Here is a 17,888-nt window from a genome sequence, read left to right on the forward strand (position 1 = left end):
GCTAGGCCCCCTTCGTTTTCTCAGAGTGTTTTCAGTGGCGCATTACTCGTCTTCCGGGCGCTCGCGCTCGGGCGGGTCAACGTAGACTGACCAGCCGTATTCACTTTGCGAGGGGGGAAGGTCCTTGGCCCGCATATTGGCCTGCATGAAGGTCTTGGCGATGAAATTTGCACTGATCGGGGCGGTCAGGAACAAGAACAGCGTGATCAGCAGCTCGTGAAACGAAAACTTCCCCTCGACGAATCCGAAATAAAGCATCGACGCAATCAGGATGCCGCCCACCCCGAGGGTCGTGGCCTTTGTGGGCGCATGCAGGCGCTGCATGGTGTCTTTCAGCTTGATCATGCCGAAGGATCCGACAAGCCCGAAAGTGCCGGCGACGACAAGGAAGGCGGAAATCAGGATTTCGATGAGCATATCTGTCCCTCCTTACTCGATGATATCGCCGCGCAGGACGAAGCGGCAGTAGGCAACGGTCGAGACAAACCCCACCATGGCGACCAGCATCGACGCCTCGTAGTAGACGGCGGTGCCTTGCCAGATCCCATAAAGGATCAACAGCGCGATGATATTGATCACCATGGTATCCAGCGCGAGGATCCGATCGGCGCTGTCCGGGCCGGTAGCGATGCGCCAGAGGTTGAACAGCAGGCCAAGGCCAAAACAGGCAAAGGCATAAATCAGGGCACTGGTGATCATTGGAAAATCTCCTTCAATCGCCATTCGTAACGCGACTTGATCTGATCGCGGACCCCGTCTGGATCGTCGGTATGCAGACAATGGACAAGGATACTGCGCCCATCTGCCGAAAGCATGGCCGAAACCGTGCCGGGGGTCATGGTGATGGTCCCCGCCAGAACGGTGATCGCCTCGGGCGAGACAAGTTCCAGCGGAACGGCGATCCAGTGGGAATGGGTGTTTTCGTTGGATTTGAACAGGATGATCAGCGCCACCTGCACGTTGGCCACCACAATATCCCAAATTACCACGAGGCCGTATTCGATGATCCGCAGGGGTTTGCCCACCTTGGCGCGACGCGGCCAATACGGGGCCGTCATCATCGGCACCACGATGGCAAGGATCACGGCAAGAAGGACATTACCGGATGTGACCTTATTGACCAGCGCAAGCCAGACAAAGACCAGTGTCAGGCTAAGAAGGGGATGGGGGAAGATGCGACGGATCATTGCTGTGCCTCCTCTCCTTCGGGCAGAACAGCAGAGACATAGCCGCTGCGATCATAAAGTTGCGCCGAGGCCTTTTCCAGGTAACTTGTCACCGGACCAGCCGCAGCCGCCAGCAACGCCAGCAGGACCAAGGCCGCCATGGTCGGGGCCACTTCAAGGGCGGTGGCGGGTTTCGGGGCGTCGTCCTCGGTTTGGGTCTCGCCCTCGTCCTCCTGCTCAGTGTCTTGTTCCGCCTCGTCTTCGGGTTGCTGCGCGGTGGATTTCCAGAACAGGATGCTACCCGCGCGGGCAAAGCCGACGATGGTGAGCAGTGAACCAAGCAGGATCGCAACCCAGCCCAAGGTCATGAAGCTACTGTCGCGGATGGCGTCGAGGATGACAAGTTTACCCAGGAACCCGCTGAGCGGGGGCATCCCGGCCATGCCGATGGCCCCGGCAAAGAAAAGTGCCGCGAAAAGCCCGTTTTGCACGGTTGGTAACTGGGCGGTAAGCGTGTCGCCAGCGGCGCGGCGTGTGACGACTAGATCGGCCAACAGGAACAAGGCCGCCGCCGAAAAGGTAGAGTGCACGAGGTAGTAGAGTGCCGAGGTGGTGGCATAGGGTGTGAAGGCCGCCACGGCAAGCATCATGGTGCCCATGGAACCGACCACCGAAAAGGACAGCAGCGGCATCAACCGGCGCGCACCCAAAACGCCAATTGCACCCACGGCCAATGTCACCACGGCGGCGGGCATGAGCCATTGGGCAATCAACCCCTCCGTGGCCTCGACGTCAGGGCCGAATGAAATGGTGTAGATGCGGATGATGGCATAAGCCCCCACCTTGGTCATGATGGCAAAAAGGGCCGCCACGGGGGCCGGCGCGTTGGAATAGGTGCCGGGCAACCAGAATTGCACCGGGAAAAGTGCAGCCTTGATGGCAAAAACCACCATCAGCAGGATCGCCGCAACGCGTACAAGGGCCGCGTCTTCAACCGGGATTTCACGCAGTTTCACCGCCATATCAGCGATGTTGAGCGTCCCGGTGGAGGCATAAAGCGTGCCAAGCGCGAACAGGAACAGTGTTGAGCCGGCAAGATTCATGACAACGTACTGCAGCCCGGCCTGAAGGCGTACCCGCCCGCCGCCGTGGATCATCAAACCATAGGAGGCGATCAGCAACACCTCGAAGAACACGAAAAGGTTGAAGGCATCGCCCGTCAGGAAGGCCCCGGTGATCCCCATCAACTGGAACTGGAAAAGCGCGTGGAAGTGGCGGCCCTTCTCATCCCATTTTGTGGCAATGGCATGGATCAACACGATAAGCGCAAGCGCCGAGGTCAGCAGAACCATAAGCGCCGAAAGCCTGTCGAGGACCAGAACGATCCCAAAGGGCGCGGGCCAGTCGCCCAGTGTATAGGCGATGGTTTGCCCGCCCATGGCCGTGATGGCCAGGCCGATGGAAATTCCGAACAGCGTCAAGGTGCCCGCGACAGATGCCGCGCGCGCCAAGGTGAAATCGTGGCGCATGACGAAGGCGATGATCGGGGCCAGAAGCGCGGGCAGGATGACGGGTGCAATGATCCAATGTGTCATGCGCCGGTTTCCTTCTGCGCGTCTTTGTCTTCATCCGCGTCGGTCATGTCGATCCGGTCGTGATCAGCCTCAAGAAATGCGCCCAAGGCGATCATCACCAGCACCGCAGTCATCCCGAAAGAGATCACGATGGCGGTCAGAACAAGCGCTTGAGGCAGCGGGTCGGTATAGCTGGCCTCGCCGTAGTTCTGCAGGACGGGCGGCATGTTGATCGCCAATCGCCCGGTCGAGAACAAAAAGACGTTCACCGCGTAAGACAGCAGCGCCAGCCCGAGGATCACCGGAAAAGCCCGCAATCGCAGGATCAGGTAGACCCCTCCGGCGGTCAGGACGCCGACAGATGTGGCAACGACGATTTCCATGTCAGTCGGTCTCCTTCTCGCTGGGTTTGACGTTGAGGGAAGGATCGTAATCCATCGGCTCCACGTTGACGGTTTCCCCGGCGTAGCGCGCGATGCGCGACAAGCTGTAAAGCATGAGCATCACAGCGCCCAACACGGTCAGGAAAACCCCAAGGTCGAACATGAAGGCCGAACCGAAGCCGAATTTCTCGATCCCCGGCAGGTGGATATATTCATAAAAGCTGGTCAGGAAGGGACGGCCAAAGAGGAAGGCCCCTGCCCCGGTCAGCCCGGCAACCAGCGCACCCCAGCCGATAAGCGAATGATATTCGATCCGCTTGCGGCTTTGCGTCCAGGCAAAACCCGAGGCCATGTATTGCATCAGTAGCGCGATGGAAATCACCAAGCCCGCCACGAAGCCGCCGCCAGGCTGGTTATGGCCGCGCAGGAAGATGTAGACACCGACCATGACCGCAATGGGCAGCATGGCACGCGTGCCCACCACCATCATCAGCGGGTGCCGGTCGCGGGAGCGGTCAGGCGGGACGGGAGCGGCGCGCAGCTTGGCCCCCGCTGGCCCATCCAAAAGCGATTCCATCAGCGCGTAGATGGTCAGGCCCGCGATCCCCAGAACGATGATTTCGCCATAGGTGTCGTATCCCCGGAAGTCGACAAGGATCACGTTGACGACATTGGTCCCACCGCCGCCGGTATAGGAGTTGGCAAGGTGGTAGTCGGAAATCGTGCTGAAATCACGCGTGAGGAAAGCATAGGCCAGACCGGCCACCGCACCACCTGCGGCGATGGCAATGGTACCGTCGCGCAGGCGCAGCCCTGCACCGCTTTCGCGCGGTGTGCCCTTGGGCATGAAGTAAAGCGCCAGCAGCAGCAGCATGATGGTCACAGTTTCAACCGAGATTTGCGTCAGCGCGAGGTCAGGCGCCGAAAGATAAACAAAACCGGCCGAGATCATCAGACCGATCACCCCGATCAAGATCAGCGCGCGGAACCGGTTGCGGTGGTTCAGCACGACAAGCGTAGTGGCACCCATCAAAAGCACCCAGCCCGCCGCGACCACTGCCGGGATTGGCAAAAGATCGCGCGTGGGCGGCGAGAGTGTGCCCGAGGAAAAGGCGAGGTAACCCAGCGCCGTGGTCACGGCCACGAAGATCGCCAGGTAACGGCTGATCGCGCCATTGTGCAGGCTCTCAGTGCCAGCGCGCGTGAGGCGCACCATGGCACCAATAAGCGCATCGAAAATGTTCTTCGCTTCCGGGCGCGGGGTGGCAAGCCATGCGCGATCCAGCGGTTTGTGCAACAGCAGAAGGATGATCCCGCCCACGACCGCGATGATCGAGAGATAAAGCGCGGGCGTCAGGCCGTGCCAAAGTTTCAGGTGAGCGTGGGTTTCATGGCCGGTGACGGCGGTGGCGGCCATGTTGACCACGGGTTCAGCCAGGAAAGGCATGATGCCGATCACGACAACCATGACCGTCAAAAGCGCTGGTGCCGCCCACATTCCAAAGGGCGGATCATGCGGTTTGGCGGGGTAATCATCGCGCACCGGCCCGCCGAAAACGTGGAAGATGAAGCGCAAGCTGTAAGCGACCGAGAAGACAGCCCCAAGCGTGGCAAGCGCGGGCACGATCCATGGATTTTCCCACCAGACGGTATGCACCGCTTCTTCCAGCATCTTTTCCTTGGAGATAAAGCCGTTGAAGGGTGCTATCCCGGCCATGGACAGTGCGGTGATGGTGCCAATCACGGCGGTGATCGGCATGAGTTTTGCCAGCCCGCCAAGGCGCTTGATGTCACGTGTATGCGCCTCGTGATCAACGATGCCCGCAGTCATAAAGAGCGCGGCCTTGAAGGTCAGGTGGTTGATGATGTGGAAGACAGCGGCGATCGCGGCGGCCTCGGTGCCAAAGCCCAAAAGCATGGTCAGAAGGCCAAGGTGCGAGACCGTCGAGAAAGCCAACAGCGCCTTCAGATCATCCTTAAAGAGCGCGATCACCGCCCCCAGAACCATGGTGATCAGGCCGACGGTGGCGACGATATAGAACCACTCGGGCGTCCCTGCGAGCGCGGGCCACATGCGCGCCATCAGGAACACACCAGCCTTTACCATAGTGGCCGAGTGCAGGTAGGCCGAAACCGGCGTGGGCGCGGCCATGGCATGTGGCAACCAGAAATGAAAGGGGAACTGCGCGGATTTCGTAAAAGCCCCAAGCAGGATCAGGATGAGCGCGGGCATATACCACTCAGACGCTTTGATCTGATCCCCGGCGGCCAAGATATCGGTCAGGTTGTAGCTGCCCACGATATTGCCCAAGATCAGCATACCACCGATCATGGCCAACCCACCGGCCCCAGTCACGGCCAATGCCATGCGCGCGCCTTGGCGGCCTTCGGGCAGGTGTTTCCAATAGCCGATGAGCAAGAAGGACGAGAGCGAAGTCAGTTCCCAGAAAATCAGTAAAAGCAGGATGTTGTCGGACAGCACGATGCCCAGCATCGCGCCTTGGAAGAGCAGTAGGTAGGTATAAAACTGCCCCATCGGGTCCTCGCCCGAGAGGTAAAACCGGGCATAAAGCGTGATCAGCAGACCAACACCAAGGATCATGCCCGCGAAAAGCAACCCCAGACCATCAAGGAAAAAGCTGGCCGACAGGCCAAGTTGCGGAAGCCAAGCGATCTCGGCGCGGATCACCTCGCCTTGCATGACCGAAGGCGCAAGGGTGCCAAGCATGACGATGGCAAGAATTGTCGGGGCGGCGGTGAATGAGGCGCAGGCGTTGCGCCCCGCGCGGATCATGATGCCGGGCACGAGCGCGCCCAGAAATGGAAGGATCGCGATGATCGGTAATAGACTGCCGCCGTTGCTCATGTGCCCCCCGTTTTGTTTTCACCAAATTTGGCTTCTGACTTTTGTAGCCAGTTGTGACCTTCTGTTAAAGTCAACTCTTTCGCTTCACCACAGGATATTTGAATAACCCCCTCAGCTTACGAAATAATATTCGCCGATAAACTAGCGAAGTTATCGGGAATTTCACCTCCCTAAACCAAAAAAACGGCGCCCGAAACCATGGGCGCCGTTGCATCTTGTAGGCTACAGGCAGGGACACACGACCCCTGCCCTGAGCATTATGCCTCGAGGTCGAAGCGGTCGGCGTTCATAACCTTGGTCCAGGCGGCAACGAAATCCTTGACGAATTTCTCCTTGTTGTCGTCCTGGGCGTAGACCTCGGCATAAGCGCGCAGGATGGAGTTCGAGCCGAACACCAGGTCGGCGCGCGTGGCCGTCCATTTTACCGCATCGGAGGCGCGGTCGCGGATTTCATAGGCATTCTCGCCAACCGGCTGCCAGCGATAGTTCATGTCGGTCAGGTTCACGAAGAAATCGTTGGTCAGAGCACCGACGTTATCGGTGAAAACGCCATGCGCGGTGCCGCCGTGGTTGGTGCCCATGACGCGCATACCGCCGACCAGAACGGTCATCTCATGCGCGGTGAGGCCCATGAGCTGCGCGCGGTCGAGCATCATTTCCTCGGGGCTGACCACATATTCTTTCTTCTGCCAATTGCGGAAACCATCGGCCAACGGCTCAAGCACATCGAAGCTATCGGCGTCAGTCATCTCGTCGGTGGCATCGCCACGGCCCGGTGCGAAGGGGACTTCGAGATCGACACCAGCGGCCTTGGCAGCCTGTTCGACACCGAGGTTCCCGGCCAGAACGATCACATCGGCGATACTTGCCCCGGTTTCAGCCGCAATCGGTTCAAGCGCCGAGAGAACCTTTTGCAGACGATCCGGTTCATTGCCTTCCCAATCCTTTTGCGGGGCAAGACGGATGCGGGCACCATTGGCGCCGCCGCGCATGTCAGAGCCTCGGTAGGTGCGTGCGCTATCCCATGCAGTGGCGACCATCTCGGACAACGAGAGGCCCGCATCGGCGATCTTGGCCTTCACAGCGGCAACGTCGTAGTCGGTGTTGCCTGCCGGGATCGGATCTTGCCAGACTAGGTCTTCTTCAGGCACGTCGGGGCCGAAGTAGCGGGCTTTCGGGCCCATGTCGCGGTGGGTCAGCTTGAACCACGCGCGAGCAAAGGTATCGCGGAAGTAGTCATCGTCTTCCATGAATTTTTCGCAGATGGCACGATAGGTCGGGTCCATCTTCATGGCCATGTCCGCATCGGTCATGATCGGGTTATGGCGGATCGACGGATCGCTTGCATCGACAGGCTTGTCTTCTTCCTTGATGTCGATTGGCTCCCACTGGTTGGCACCGGCGGGGGATTTTTTGAGTTCCCACTCGTAACCGAAGAGCAGCTTGAGGTAGCCATTGTCGAACTTGGTCGGCTCCGTCGTCCATGCCCCTTCGATGCCCGAGGTGATCGCCTTGCTGGCCTTGCCGCCCATGTTGGGGTTGTCCCAACCAAAACCCTGCGCCTCGATACCGGCGGCTTCGGGCTCCGGGCCAAGCGCTTCGGCGTCGCCGTTGCCGTGGCATTTGCCGACGGTGTGGCCACCCACGGTCAGGGCCGCGGTTTCCTCGTCGTTCATCGCCATGCGGGCAAAGGTCTCGCGCACCTGATCGGCTGTTTTCAGGGGATCGGGCGAACCGTTCACACCTTCGGGGTTCACGTAAATCAGACCCATTTGCACGGCGGCCAGCGGGTTTTCCATTGTCGCGGGGTTTTCGACGTTGCTGTAACGCTCGTCGGAGGGGGCCAGCCATTCTTTCTCAGCGCCCCAGTACGTGTCGATTTCAGGCGCCCAGATGTCCTCGCGGCCAAAGCTGAATCCAAAGGTCTTCAAGCCCATGGACTGATAGGCGATGTCGCCCGCCAAAATAAGGAGATCGGCCCAGGATACCTTGTTGCCGTATTTCTTCTTGATCGGCCACAACAGGCGGCGCGCCTTGTCGAGGCTGGCGTTATCGGGCCAGGAGTTCAGCGGCGCGAAGCGTTGGTTGCCTGTACCGCCGCCGCCACGGCCATCGGCCAGACGGTAAGACCCTGCCGCGTGCCACGCCATTCGAATCATCAAGCCACCATAATGCCCCCAGTCAGCCGGCCACCAATCTTGGCTGTCGGTCATCAGCGCGTGCATATCTTTTTTCAGCGCGTCAACATCGAGCTTTTCCAATTCCTTGCGGTAATTGAAATCCGGCCCCATCGGATTGGTTTTGGTGTCGTGCTGATGCAGGATCTCGAGGTTGAGAGAGTTCGGCCACCACTCCATGTTCGAGGTCTCGTGCGAGGTAATGCCACCATGCATGACAGGGCATTTCCCTGATGACTTCACATCATTTCCGTCCATTTTCATCTCCGATGGTAATTGAATTTATGGCTCTGATTTCAAAGACGACGACAGGGGCACGCGGACCTGCGACCAACTTCCCCCACCTGCCTTTAGAATCACTCTAACAAACAACGGCCATTGGATTAAGTTGCATTTTCTGATTGCCTCGATAACTTATGATTATGGATAACTTCTCATTGAGACAATTGCGTTATTTCGCGGCCCTTGCCCGCCATGGTCATTTCGGACGCGCCGCCGAGGCCAGTGCGATCTCCCAACCCGCTTTGTCAGTACAGATCCGCGATCTGGAAGCGGCGATCGGTCAGGTTTTGTTCGAACGCGGTGCCCGACAGGTGCGCCTGACCCGCTTTGGCGAAGAATTCGCTGGCCGTGTGAAAGACATCCTGCGCTCGGTCGATGAACTGTCCGAGATGGCGCGAGTGGCGCGCACTGGGCTGTCAGGCTCGCTTCGCTTGGGCGTCATTCCGACCATTGCGCCATACCTGTTGCCGCGTGTCATTGGCCGGCTAAACGACGCCTACGCCGACCTCGACCTGCACGTACGAGAAAGCATTACACCCCGTCTGCTGGACGAATTGGGCGAAGGGCGTTTGGACGCGGCCATCGTCGCTCTCCCCGTATCAGAGCCGTCGCTGCTTGAGGTCCCACTTTTTGAAGAAAGCCTTTTGTTGGTGCGCCCTGAAGCTGAGCGCGATGCGCCGGTGCCCTCCCCCGAAGCGTTACATGAAATGCGGCTGTTACTTTTGGAAGAAGGTCATTGCTTTCGCGATCAGGCGCTATCGTTTTGTCATCTGGGCCAAGGGCGCGGGCGCGAAGGCTTGGATGGAAGTTCTTTATCGACATTGGTGCAAATGGTCGGCGCGGGGCTTGGCGTGACCTTGATCCCGGAAATGGCGGTGCCGGTGGAAACCAGATCGGCCAATGTCAGCCTTGCGCGGTTCGACGATCCGCAACCGGGGCGGACGATTGGCATGGTCTGGCGCAAGTCCAGCCCGTTATCCGAGGATTTGCTGCGCCTGTCCGAAGTTGTGGGCGCCGCGGCCTGAGCCTGCTCAGGCGCGCTTGCTGTCGATCTGCGCCACGCCCAAGACATCAAGAACGCGCGCCTCGATATCGGCCGCATTCAGACCGGCGGTGGCGTACATGTCTTCCGGCGTGGCTTGATCGATAAAGATATCCGGCAAGACCATCGAGCGGAATTTCAGCCCGTGATCGAACACGCCATGTTCCGCCAAAAGATGGCTGACATGGCTGCCAAAGCCGCCGATCGCGCCTTCCTCAATGGTGATCATCGACTCGTGATTGGCCGCCAGATCAAGGATCAGCGCGGCATCAAGCGGCTTGGCAAATCGCGCATCGACCACCGTGGGGTCAATACCGCGCGCCCGGAGGGCCTCGGAGGCTTTCATCACTTCGCCCAGACGGGTGCCGAAGGACAGGAGTGCCACGCGGCTGCCCTCCCGGATCATACGGCCTTTGCCCAGTTCCAGTATCTCGCCGCGCTCAGGCATTTCAACGCCTTCGCCTTCGCCCCGCGGGTAACGGAAGGCAATCGGGCCGTCGTTATGGGCAACGGCGGTGGCAACCATATGCTTCAGCTCGGCCTCATCGGCGGCGGCCATCACGGTAAAGCCCGGCAGATTGGACAAAAAGGCCACATCGTAGCTACCTGCGTGGGTCGCACCATCAGCCCCAACCAACCCCGCACGATCAATGGCGAACCGCACCGGCAAACGCTGGATCGCCACGTCATGCACCACTTGGTCAAACCCACGTTGCAGGAAGGTGGAATAAAGTGCGCAGAAGGGTTTCATGCCGCCTGCGGCCAAGCCCGCAGAAAAGGTTACGGCGTGTTGTTCTGCAATGCCGACGTCGAAACAACGGCTGGGATACCGGTTTTGGAACAGGTCCAACCCGGTCCCATCGGGCATGGCGGCGGTGATCGCGCAAATCTTGTCATCAAGGGCCGCTTCTTGCAGCAGCGCCTCGGCGAACACCTTGGTATAGCTTGGGGCGTTTGAGGCGGCTTTCTTCTGCTCGCCTGTGGCCACGTCGAATTTCGACGTGGCGTGGCCACCGTCACTGCGGGCCTCGGCGGGGGCGTATCCCTTGCCCTTCTTGGTGCAGACATGGATCAGGATCGGCCCGTTGGCGCGTTGCCGCACGGTACGCAAGACCGGCAGCAGTTGATCCATGTTGTGCCCGTCGATGGGGCCGACATAGCTAAAGCCAAGCTCCTCGAAAAGCGTCCCGCCAACGGTCATGCCCTTGAGCATTTCCTTGGCCCGTTTCGCCCCCATCTGGAATGGCGGCGGCAGAAGCGAGACCGCGCCCTTGGCGGCAGCCTTGAATTCTTGAAACGGCTCTCCGGCGTAAAGCCGTGAAAGGTAAGACGAAAGCGCCCCAACCGGCGGGGCAATGGACATTTCGTTATCGTTGAGGATGACGATCAGGCGTTTCCCCAGATGGCCCGCGTTATTGAGCGCCTCAAAGGCCATGCCCGCCGACATCGCACCGTCACCGATGATAGCGATGGCATCGCCATGGCCGGTGTCACAAGCCCCGCCCAGATCGCGCGCCACGGCAAAGCCAAGGGCGGCACTGATCGAAGTGGAGCTATGCGCCGCGCCGAAAGGGTCATAGGGCGACTCGGATCGTTTGGTGAACCCCGACAGCCCGCCCTTCTGGCGCAGGCTGAGCATCCGGTCGCGCCGTCCGGTCAGGATCTTATGCGGGTAGCATTGGTGGCTGACATCCCAGATGATCTTGTCACGCGGTGCGTCGAAAACAGCATGCAAGGCCACGGTAAGCTCCACCACGCCAAGCCCTGCACCAAGATGACCACCCGTTTGCGAGACGGCCGCAATAGTATCGGCGCGCAACTCATCCGCCAGTTTGCCCAACTCCGCATCGGAAAATGCCTTCAGGTCCGCAGGCGATTGCACGCGATCCAAAAGCGGGGTCTCGGGGTTCTGGGTCAGCGGTGGCTGCGACATGGCGAAACGCCTTTCCTAGGTACGGCGCGAGATAACGAAGCGGGCGGCCTCGCGCAAGCAGTCGCCCTGTTCTTGATATATATCTAGGGCTGTGCAGGCGTTGTGCACGAGTTCAGCAGCATATTCCTTGGCGCCGTCAAGACCCATGTGGCTGACGAAAGTGGCTTTGCCCCGGTCCGCGTCCTTGCCCACAGCCTTACCCATTTCATCTGCATCGCCCTCGATATCCAGCACGTCGTCCCAGATTTGGAAGGCAAGCCCGAGGCATTCGCCATAGGTATCAAGGGCCTGCCAATGTGCGTCGTCCGCCTCGGTCAGAACCGCGCCGGCCCGGGCCGACCAGCGGATCAGCGCACCGGTTTTGCCGTGCTGAACCTGCTTGATTTTCTCAAGACCATAAGGAGTTCCGCAGGTTTCGGCGGCGATATCCATCATTTGGCCGCCCACCATGCCGCTATGGCCCGCGGCGATGGCCAGTGAGCGTACTAGATTAAGCTGTACTTGCGGGGCAATTCCTGTGGGCCGTGTCAGAAGTTCAAACGCCAGGGTCTGCAGGGCGTCCCCTGCAAGAACGGCGGTATGTTCGTTCCATTTGCGGTGCACGGTGGGCTGGCCCCGACGCAGGTCATCGTCATCCATACACGGCAGGTCGTCATGGATCAGCGAATAGGCATGGATACATTCGATGGCGAGGGCGGGCCATTGCGCCGTGCGCGTATCAATCCCGTTCATGCGGGCCGATTCGAGCACCAGAAAAGCGCGCAGGGCTTTGCCGCCTGCCAGCGCATATTGCATGGCGTCGGTCAGATCGCCTTTGTGCCGTCCCAACACGTCAAGTTTCGCGGCGGACACAAGGCTTTGCGCCCGCTTCAGGGCCGCTTTGAAGTCACGCGGCTTCAGATCGTCGGTGCGGTCGAAATCCAACCCGCCAAGAACATTTTCCATGGGAACGGTCAGCCAGCGTCGACCGGCGTGGTGCCCGTCGGTGTGCCCTCGCCATCCAGCGTGATGGCAGCAACCTTTTCCTCGGCCTCTTTCAGCTTGGCCTCGCATCGCTTCTTGAGCTTGGCGCCGCGTTCGTAAAGCGCGATCGACTCCTCAAGCGCCACGTCGCCGCGCTCCAGCTTGCCCACGACCTGCTCCAATTCTTGCATGGCCGCTTCAAAGGACATTTCGGAAACGTCGGTGTCAGACATGGGCTTGATCCTGTGGCTACTGGTTTCGAGTCACTCTAGCGATGCTGCCGGAGAGGTTCAATTCAGTTGACGGGGCAAGTGGCCTGAGGAATTCTGCCATCATGAGCAAATCCTCCCGACATGACGAGCAAAAGTTAGACGCGATTCTGGCATTGACCGAGCGGTTCGACGCCGCGCGCAAGGCTGACACGGCATTGAAGACGGTCGAGATCGAAGATCTGTTGCGGTTGGTAAACGGCAAACGGGCGATAATCGCCTGCCAATTTGCCGGGCGCGCCGCAGTCATGCGGTTTTTTCTGGATGATGACCCGGCACTATCGCAACGCGAATGGGATGAGTTGCAACGCATCCATCCGGTGATGGCACAAGGCCCCTACCGCGTGGTTGAGCCGCTTTTTCACAGCGCCGGACAAAACCTGTTGGTGGTGGAGCGCGCCGAAGGCACGCCCCTGTTGCAGCTTATGTGGCAAAGCGACCGGGCGGATCGGGTGCAGTACATGGAGCCCGCCGCCCGATGGCTGCGCCTTTACACCGGCGGAACCGAGGAATGGCGCAGGGCGCGACATCGCCGTTGGCTGGACAAGGCAAAACATGCCGCCGAACGGCAGGCCTTCGACAACCTTCGAAAGATTGAAGTTGAGATCATAGACCTGCTGCAGCAGATGGCGGACCGCATGGATGGCGCGGAATGGCGCACCGCGATCCTGCATGGCGATTTTCACCCCAACAACCTGATTGCTCAAGGCCGCGATTTGGTAGGCATTGATACCGGTGGATCGGCCCGGATGCCGATTTACAAGGATATGGCGCGCTTCTTGGTGCATATGGGGCGGCGCGGCATGTGGCCCTCGGGCAAAACGCGTTTTGGCGTGGATGCCATCGGGCTTGCCAATATGGAAGAGGTCTTTGGCCTCAATGCCTTTGAGCGGCAGTTCGCGCTGCCCTTCATGATAGGTTGCGAGGGGTTGATGCGCGTGGAAACGCGGGAACTCTCCTCCTCCCGCGTGCGGCGGTCGGAGGAGATGTATACCCAGCTCCGCGAGGATCTGGCGGCACTTCTAAATGCGTGATCAACGCCCTTTGAAAAACCCGCCCAAGATGCCACGTACGATGCGCCGGCCGGTGGTGCCCTTGAGTTCGCGCACCACGGCCTTGGTCAAAGCGGCACCAATGCCCGCCGCGATACCGCCCTCATCCTTCTTTTTACTGGTCGAACGAGAAACGCCCTTGCCCGAATAGCGGCGTGCGGCGTTGAATTCGCGCATGGCGGCGGTTTCTTTCTCGGCGGCTTGCTCTGCTTCTTCGGCCTCGCGCGCGGCCTTTTCTGCACGTGAGGCAAGGATTTCATGGGCTGAACGCCGGTCTAGCACCTCGTCGTATTTCCCCGCGACGGGCGAGGATGCCATCACCCGTTGCCGTTCAGCATCGGAAATCGGCCCCAGTTGCGAAGACGGCGGGCGGATCAGGGTACGTTCCACGATACCGGGGATGCCGTCATCTTCCAGCATGGAGGTCACCGCCTCGCCCACACCCACATCCCGGATCGCATCGGCAACATCGAAGCGCTTATTTGGACGATAGGTTTCAGCCGCCCGGCGCAAGGCCTTTTGATCGCGGGCGGTGAAGGCACGCAGGGCATGTTGCACCCGGTTGCCCAATTGCCCAAGGATGTCTTCGGGCACGTCATCGGGATTTTGGGTGATGAAATACACCCCAACCCCTTTTGATCGGATCAGTCGCGCGACCTGTTCCACCTTGTCCACAAGTGCATCCGGGGCGTCATCGAACAGAAGATGTGCCTCGTCAAAGAAAAACACCAGCTTGGGCTTGTCCGGATCGCCCACTTCGGGAAGGTTTTCGAAAAGTTCGCTCAGCAGCCACAATAGGAAGGTGGCATAAAGGCGCGGCGACTGCATCAGGCGGTCGGAACTCAGGATGTTGATCCGCCCCTGCCCCTCGGGGGTGCATTGCATGAGGTCGGACAACTCCAGCGCGGGTTCGCCAAAGAACTGCGTGGCCCCTTGGTTTTCCAACACCAGCAATTCGCGCTGGATCGTGCCGACCGAGCGGGACGAGACATTGCCGTAGCGCAGGGAAAGCTCATCCTCATTCTCACCCACCCAGACCAGAAGCGATTGCAGATCCTTGAGGTCAAGCAGCGGCATGCCCTGTTCATCTGCCACGCGGAAGGCAATATTCAGCACCCCCTCTTGTGCGTCGCTGAGGTTCATCAGCCGCGACAGCAAAAGCGGCCCCATCTCGGCCACGGTGGTACGAACAGGGTGGCCTTGGTCGCCGAAAATATCCCAGAACGTTACCGGAAAGGATTCGTAACCGTAATCATCGAAACCTATGGTTCCGGCGCGTTTCATGAAAGCTTCGTGCAATTTGAAACTTTCACTGCCAGAAGCCGCCAACCCCGAAAGGTCACCTTTCACGTCTGACAGGAAAACCGGCACACCCGCCTTTGAAAACCCTTCGGCCAGGATCTGCAGCGTGACGGTTTTGCCCGTCCCGGTCGCCCCGGCGATCAATCCATGGCGGTTGGCATATTCCAGTAAAAGCCCCTGCTCGACACCATATTCAGGGCCACCCCCGCCAACGAACACATGATTTTCCACGACAAATCCCCGTCCCGATTTTTCCACGATCCGACCATACTCGGTTAACTTTTCTCTGCCAGCATGAATTTGCTCGATGCCTTGTGTCTTCTTGGGATCGGGTGACTTCCTCCCTGTCAGACTGGCCGCGCCTTCGGGTGCGGCCCTTTTTGTTCGGTGTTGGAAAAGAAACTGTCGGATTCGTGCAGGTTGGCTGTTGACGGGTCATTCGAACTGCCCTAGCGTTCGGTGCAATGACTAAGTCGGCCAGTCCGGCAGGGAGAAACAGGAAAAGAGGCCACGTGGTCTCTTTTTCTTTTTGTGGCACTGAAAACAACGGTTTGCCCATCGTGGTTGCGGCGGATTTTCGCCTTGAACCGCCGCCGCTCGTGAAGTTTTATCCTGACACGCCCTTGGCGCCATGATAAATCGCGCCTGACTGGATTGAGACAATTGAAACGGGGACCATATGCCCAAACTTCTTTCGACTTTGCCGCTTGTTGTTCTGCTGAGCATGGGGACGGCCCTGACTGCGCAGGATGATACCGCAGAGCAAACCGAGGCCACCGAGGCAGAAACCGCACCCGCCACCGAGGAAACAAGCGAAGCCGCTGAAAGCGGTGCCGTTGAAAACACCGAAGGCGAGGCCCTTGATATGGGGCGCGAAGTGCAAGACGAGAGCACTTACATCAAGGAAGAGCATGGCGACTGGCAGATGAAATGCTTCCGCAGCGAGGCCGAGGAAGACCCATGCCAGATGTATCAGCTCCTGCGCGAAGACGCGGGCAACCCGGTGGCCGAGTTCAGCCTGTTCCGCCTGCCAGAGGGATCACAGGCCGTTGCCGGTGCAACCATCGTCGTACCGCTGGGCACGCTTCTGTCGGAAGAGCTGAAAATCTCGGTCGATGGCGGCAAGGCTAAAACCTATCCCTTCCGCTTTTGTTCCATGGTCGGATGCTTTGCACAGGTTGGCCTGACACAGGCCGATGTCGACGCCTTCAAAGCAGGGGCGGCGGCGAATTTGCAAATCGTGCCGGCACAGGCCCCGGACCAGACAGTGGATATCAAGGCGTCGTTGTCGGGCTTTACGGCAGCCTATGACAACGTGTCGGTTGCCCAGAACTGATTACTGATTACCATCAGTCATTGAATCTTGCGCCGCGTCCCTGCAAAGGGCGCGGCGTTTTCATTGGTATGACCTGTCAGTGAAAGCGGCGCAGCGCCAGCACCGCGTTCAGCCCCCCAAAGGCAAAGGCATTCGAAAGGGCCACGTCAACCTTTGCCTCCCGCGCCTCGTTCGGGACCACGTCCAATGCGCATTCGGGATCGGCGTCTTCGTAGTTTATGGTTGGGGCAATCACCCCGTCGCGCAGGGCCATGATACAGGCCAAAAGCTCAACGGCGCCCGTCCCGCCAATCAGATGGCCATGCATGGATTTCGTTGAGGATATCATCAGGTTGTCTGCATGGGCGCCGAATACATCCGCCACGGCGGCGCTTTCGGTCTTGTCATTGGCAGCCGTGCCAGTGCCATGGGCATTGATATAACCCACTTCGGACGGGTCCATACGGGCATCCTGCAAGGCGCCACGAATGGCACGGGCCGCCCCCTGTTTCGATGGCATCACGATATCCGAGGCGTCCGAGGACATGGCATAACCCGCAACCTCGGCCAGGATTTCGGCGCCGCGCGCCCGCGCGTGCTCGTACTCCTCGAAGACGAACACGCCCGCACCTTCCCCTTGCACCATGCCGTTGCGATTGGCCGAAAAAGGCCGGCAACCGTCCTTGGACATCACGCGCAAACCTTCCCAGGCTTTCACCCCGCCAAAGCACAGCATGGATTCCGATCCGCCGGTGATCATGACCGGCGTCAGCCCGCCATGCACCATCTGGAAGGCTTGTGCCATCGCATGGTTTGAACTGGCACAGGCCGTGGCCACGGTAAAGCTTGGCCCCTTGAGGTTAAACTCCATCGAGACATGGCTTGCCGCGGCGTTGTTCATCAGCTTTGGCACCACGAAGGGGTGCACGCGGTTCTTACCGTCCTCGTAAACCGTTCGGTAGTTGTCATCGAGGGTGGTCATCCCGCCCCCGGAATTGCCAAGGATGATACCGGCGCACGCGGCCAGCTCCCCTGAAAACTCAAGTCCGGATTGTCCTATGGCCTCCCGTGCGGCGATCAACGTGAATTGCGTGAAACGATCATAGAGTGCCAATTGCTGACGGTTGAATCGTGTCTCCGGATCATAGCCCTTGACCTGCCCGCCGATCTTGATGGCCAAACGGTCAACATCGCGAAATTCCAGTTCGCTGATACCGCAATGGCCTTCGCGCATCGCTTCAAGGGTTTTGGGCACGGTATGACCCAAGGCATTAATTGTCCCGGCACCCGTTATGACAACGCGCTTCACGACTGTTCTTTCACCAGTTGCTCTATGCCTGCAACGATCGACGAGACCGAGGAGATGTCGAAATCGCTTTGCTCAGGCTCGTTTGCATTGAAGGGCACCGAGATATCGAATTCTTCCTCGATGGCGAAAATGCTTTCCACTAGGCCAAGGCTGTCGATCCCAAGGTCCTCCAGTGTGCTGTCCATTTTGACATCCGAAGGATCTAGAACAGCCTGTTCCGCGATAATTCCGATGACGCGTTCCTTGATAGACATG

General features: G+C 59.3%; 16 protein-coding genes. 3 read left to right on the plus strand and 13 right to left on the minus strand.

The features are described from left to right. Positions 1 to 42 precede the first annotated feature (42 nt). The 7 genes from RBB32_RS02240 to katG form a co-directional block, all read right to left on the minus strand. The gene (locus tag RBB32_RS02240; RefSeq protein ID WP_306151035.1) at positions 43 to 417 is read right to left on the minus strand and encodes a Na+/H+ antiporter subunit G; all 375 of its coding nucleotides are present in this window, start codon (positions 415 to 417) and stop codon (positions 43 to 45) included. 12 nt (positions 418 to 429) lie between these two features. Next, positions 430 to 699, minus strand: a complete 270-nt coding sequence (locus RBB32_RS02245) for a K+/H+ antiporter subunit F (protein WP_306151036.1) — start codon at positions 697 to 699, stop codon at positions 430 to 432. After that, positions 696 to 1,187, minus strand: coding sequence for a Na+/H+ antiporter subunit E (locus RBB32_RS02250; protein WP_306151037.1), 492 nt, complete (start codon positions 1,185 to 1,187; stop codon positions 696 to 698). The genes RBB32_RS02245 and RBB32_RS02250 overlap by 4 nt, the downstream gene beginning before the upstream one ends. Beyond that, complete coding sequence (locus RBB32_RS02255) at positions 1,184 to 2,761, minus strand: monovalent cation/H+ antiporter subunit D (protein WP_306151038.1); 1,578 nt, start codon at positions 2,759 to 2,761, stop codon at positions 1,184 to 1,186. The genes RBB32_RS02250 and RBB32_RS02255 overlap by 4 nt, the downstream gene beginning before the upstream one ends. Beyond that, positions 2,758 to 3,123, minus strand: a complete 366-nt coding sequence (locus tag RBB32_RS02260; protein ID WP_306151039.1) for a Na+/H+ antiporter subunit C — start codon at positions 3,121 to 3,123, stop codon at positions 2,758 to 2,760. Before RBB32_RS02260 ends, RBB32_RS02255 begins: the two co-directional genes overlap by 4 nt. A gap of 1 nt (position 3,124) precedes the next feature. Then, complete coding sequence (locus tag RBB32_RS02265; protein WP_306151040.1) at positions 3,125 to 5,989, minus strand: monovalent cation/H+ antiporter subunit A; 2,865 nt, start codon at positions 5,987 to 5,989, stop codon at positions 3,125 to 3,127. A 257-nt stretch (positions 5,990 to 6,246) separates the two neighbouring features. Then, positions 6,247 to 8,424, minus strand: coding sequence for a catalase/peroxidase HPI (gene katG / locus RBB32_RS02270; protein ID WP_306151041.1), 2,178 nt, complete (start codon positions 8,422 to 8,424; stop codon positions 6,247 to 6,249). 164 nt (positions 8,425 to 8,588) lie between these two features. Here katG and RBB32_RS02275 point away from each other — a divergent pair, with 164 nt between their 5' ends. Beyond that, positions 8,589 to 9,473, plus strand: coding sequence for a hydrogen peroxide-inducible genes activator (locus RBB32_RS02275; RefSeq protein WP_306151042.1), 885 nt, complete (start codon positions 8,589 to 8,591; stop codon positions 9,471 to 9,473). Positions 9,474 to 9,479: 6 nt separating this feature from the next. On the opposite strand, the gene dxs is transcribed toward RBB32_RS02275, so the two are convergent. Genes dxs through RBB32_RS02290 form a run of 3 tightly spaced genes read right to left on the minus strand, consistent with a single transcriptional unit; the run spans position 9,480 to position 12,619 of the window. After that, positions 9,480 to 11,408, minus strand: coding sequence for a 1-deoxy-D-xylulose-5-phosphate synthase (gene dxs, locus RBB32_RS02280; protein WP_306151151.1), 1,929 nt, complete (start codon positions 11,406 to 11,408; stop codon positions 9,480 to 9,482). 30 nt (positions 11,409 to 11,438) lie between these two features. Then, positions 11,439 to 12,368, minus strand: coding sequence for a polyprenyl synthetase family protein (locus RBB32_RS02285; RefSeq protein WP_306151043.1), 930 nt, complete (start codon positions 12,366 to 12,368; stop codon positions 11,439 to 11,441). 8 nt (positions 12,369 to 12,376) lie between these two features. After that, complete coding sequence (locus RBB32_RS02290) at positions 12,377 to 12,619, minus strand: exodeoxyribonuclease VII small subunit (protein WP_306151044.1); 243 nt, start codon at positions 12,617 to 12,619, stop codon at positions 12,377 to 12,379. A gap of 101 nt (positions 12,620 to 12,720) precedes the next feature. Here RBB32_RS02290 and RBB32_RS02295 point away from each other — a divergent pair, with 101 nt between their 5' ends. Beyond that, complete coding sequence (locus RBB32_RS02295; RefSeq protein WP_306151045.1) at positions 12,721 to 13,689, plus strand: phosphotransferase; 969 nt, start codon at positions 12,721 to 12,723, stop codon at positions 13,687 to 13,689. Here RBB32_RS02295 and RBB32_RS02300 read toward each other — a convergent pair whose 3' ends face one another. Next, positions 13,690 to 15,240 (minus strand): helicase HerA-like domain-containing protein, encoded by a 1,551-nt coding sequence (locus tag RBB32_RS02300; RefSeq protein WP_306151046.1) that lies wholly within the window; start codon positions 15,238 to 15,240, stop codon positions 13,690 to 13,692. A 448-nt stretch (positions 15,241 to 15,688) separates the two neighbouring features. Between RBB32_RS02300 and RBB32_RS02305 the strand changes: the two genes are divergently transcribed. Next, positions 15,689 to 16,345 (plus strand): invasion associated locus B family protein, encoded by a 657-nt coding sequence (locus RBB32_RS02305; protein WP_306151047.1) that lies wholly within the window; start codon positions 15,689 to 15,691, stop codon positions 16,343 to 16,345. Positions 16,346 to 16,421: 76 nt separating this feature from the next. On the opposite strand, the gene RBB32_RS02310 is transcribed toward RBB32_RS02305, so the two are convergent. Together RBB32_RS02310 and RBB32_RS02315 are read right to left on the minus strand one after the other, a co-directional pair. Next, entirely contained in the window at positions 16,422 to 17,633 is a 1,212-nt protein-coding gene (locus RBB32_RS02310) for a beta-ketoacyl synthase (RefSeq protein WP_306151048.1), read from the minus strand. Beyond that, entirely contained in the window at positions 17,630 to 17,887 is a 258-nt protein-coding gene (locus RBB32_RS02315; RefSeq protein ID WP_306151049.1) for an acyl carrier protein, read from the minus strand. Before RBB32_RS02315 ends, RBB32_RS02310 begins: the two co-directional genes overlap by 4 nt. Between the last annotated feature and the right edge of the window lies 1 nt (position 17,888).

Origin of the sequence: Roseovarius sp. MMSF_3281 (genome assembly GCF_030733685.1) — a bacterium.
In the GTDB taxonomy this organism is placed as follows: domain Bacteria; phylum Pseudomonadota; class Alphaproteobacteria; order Rhodobacterales; family Rhodobacteraceae; genus Roseovarius.

Coding starts and splice junctions, on each gene's coding strand:
- RBB32_RS02240 (WP_306151035.1), bottom strand. CDS start 417: ATGCTCATCGAAATCCTGATTTCCGCCTTCCTTGTCGTCGCCGGCACT.
- RBB32_RS02245 (WP_306151036.1), bottom strand. CDS start 699: ATGATCACCAGTGCCCTGATTTATGCCTTTGCCTGTTTTGGCCTTGGC.
- RBB32_RS02250 (WP_306151037.1), bottom strand. CDS start 1,187: ATGATCCGTCGCATCTTCCCCCATCCCCTTCTTAGCCTGACACTGGTC.
- RBB32_RS02255 (WP_306151038.1), bottom strand. CDS start 2,761: ATGACACATTGGATCATTGCACCCGTCATCCTGCCCGCGCTTCTGGCC.
- RBB32_RS02260 (WP_306151039.1), bottom strand. CDS start 3,123: ATGGAAATCGTCGTTGCCACATCTGTCGGCGTCCTGACCGCCGGAGGG.
- RBB32_RS02265 (WP_306151040.1), bottom strand. CDS start 5,989: ATGAGCAACGGCGGCAGTCTATTACCGATCATCGCGATCCTTCCATTT.
- katG (WP_306151041.1), bottom strand. CDS start 8,424: ATGGACGGAAATGATGTGAAGTCATCAGGGAAATGCCCTGTCATGCAT.
- RBB32_RS02275 (WP_306151042.1), top strand. CDS start 8,589: ATGGATAACTTCTCATTGAGACAATTGCGTTATTTCGCGGCCCTTGCC.
- RBB32_RS02285 (WP_306151043.1), bottom strand. CDS start 12,368: ATGGAAAATGTTCTTGGCGGGTTGGATTTCGACCGCACCGACGATCTG.
- RBB32_RS02290 (WP_306151044.1), bottom strand. CDS start 12,619: ATGTCTGACACCGACGTTTCCGAAATGTCCTTTGAAGCGGCCATGCAA.
- RBB32_RS02295 (WP_306151045.1), top strand. CDS start 12,721: ATGAGCAAATCCTCCCGACATGACGAGCAAAAGTTAGACGCGATTCTG.
- RBB32_RS02305 (WP_306151047.1), top strand. CDS start 15,689: ATGCCCAAACTTCTTTCGACTTTGCCGCTTGTTGTTCTGCTGAGCATG.
- RBB32_RS02315 (WP_306151049.1), bottom strand. CDS start 17,887: ATGTCTATCAAGGAACGCGTCATCGGAATTATCGCGGAACAGGCTGTT.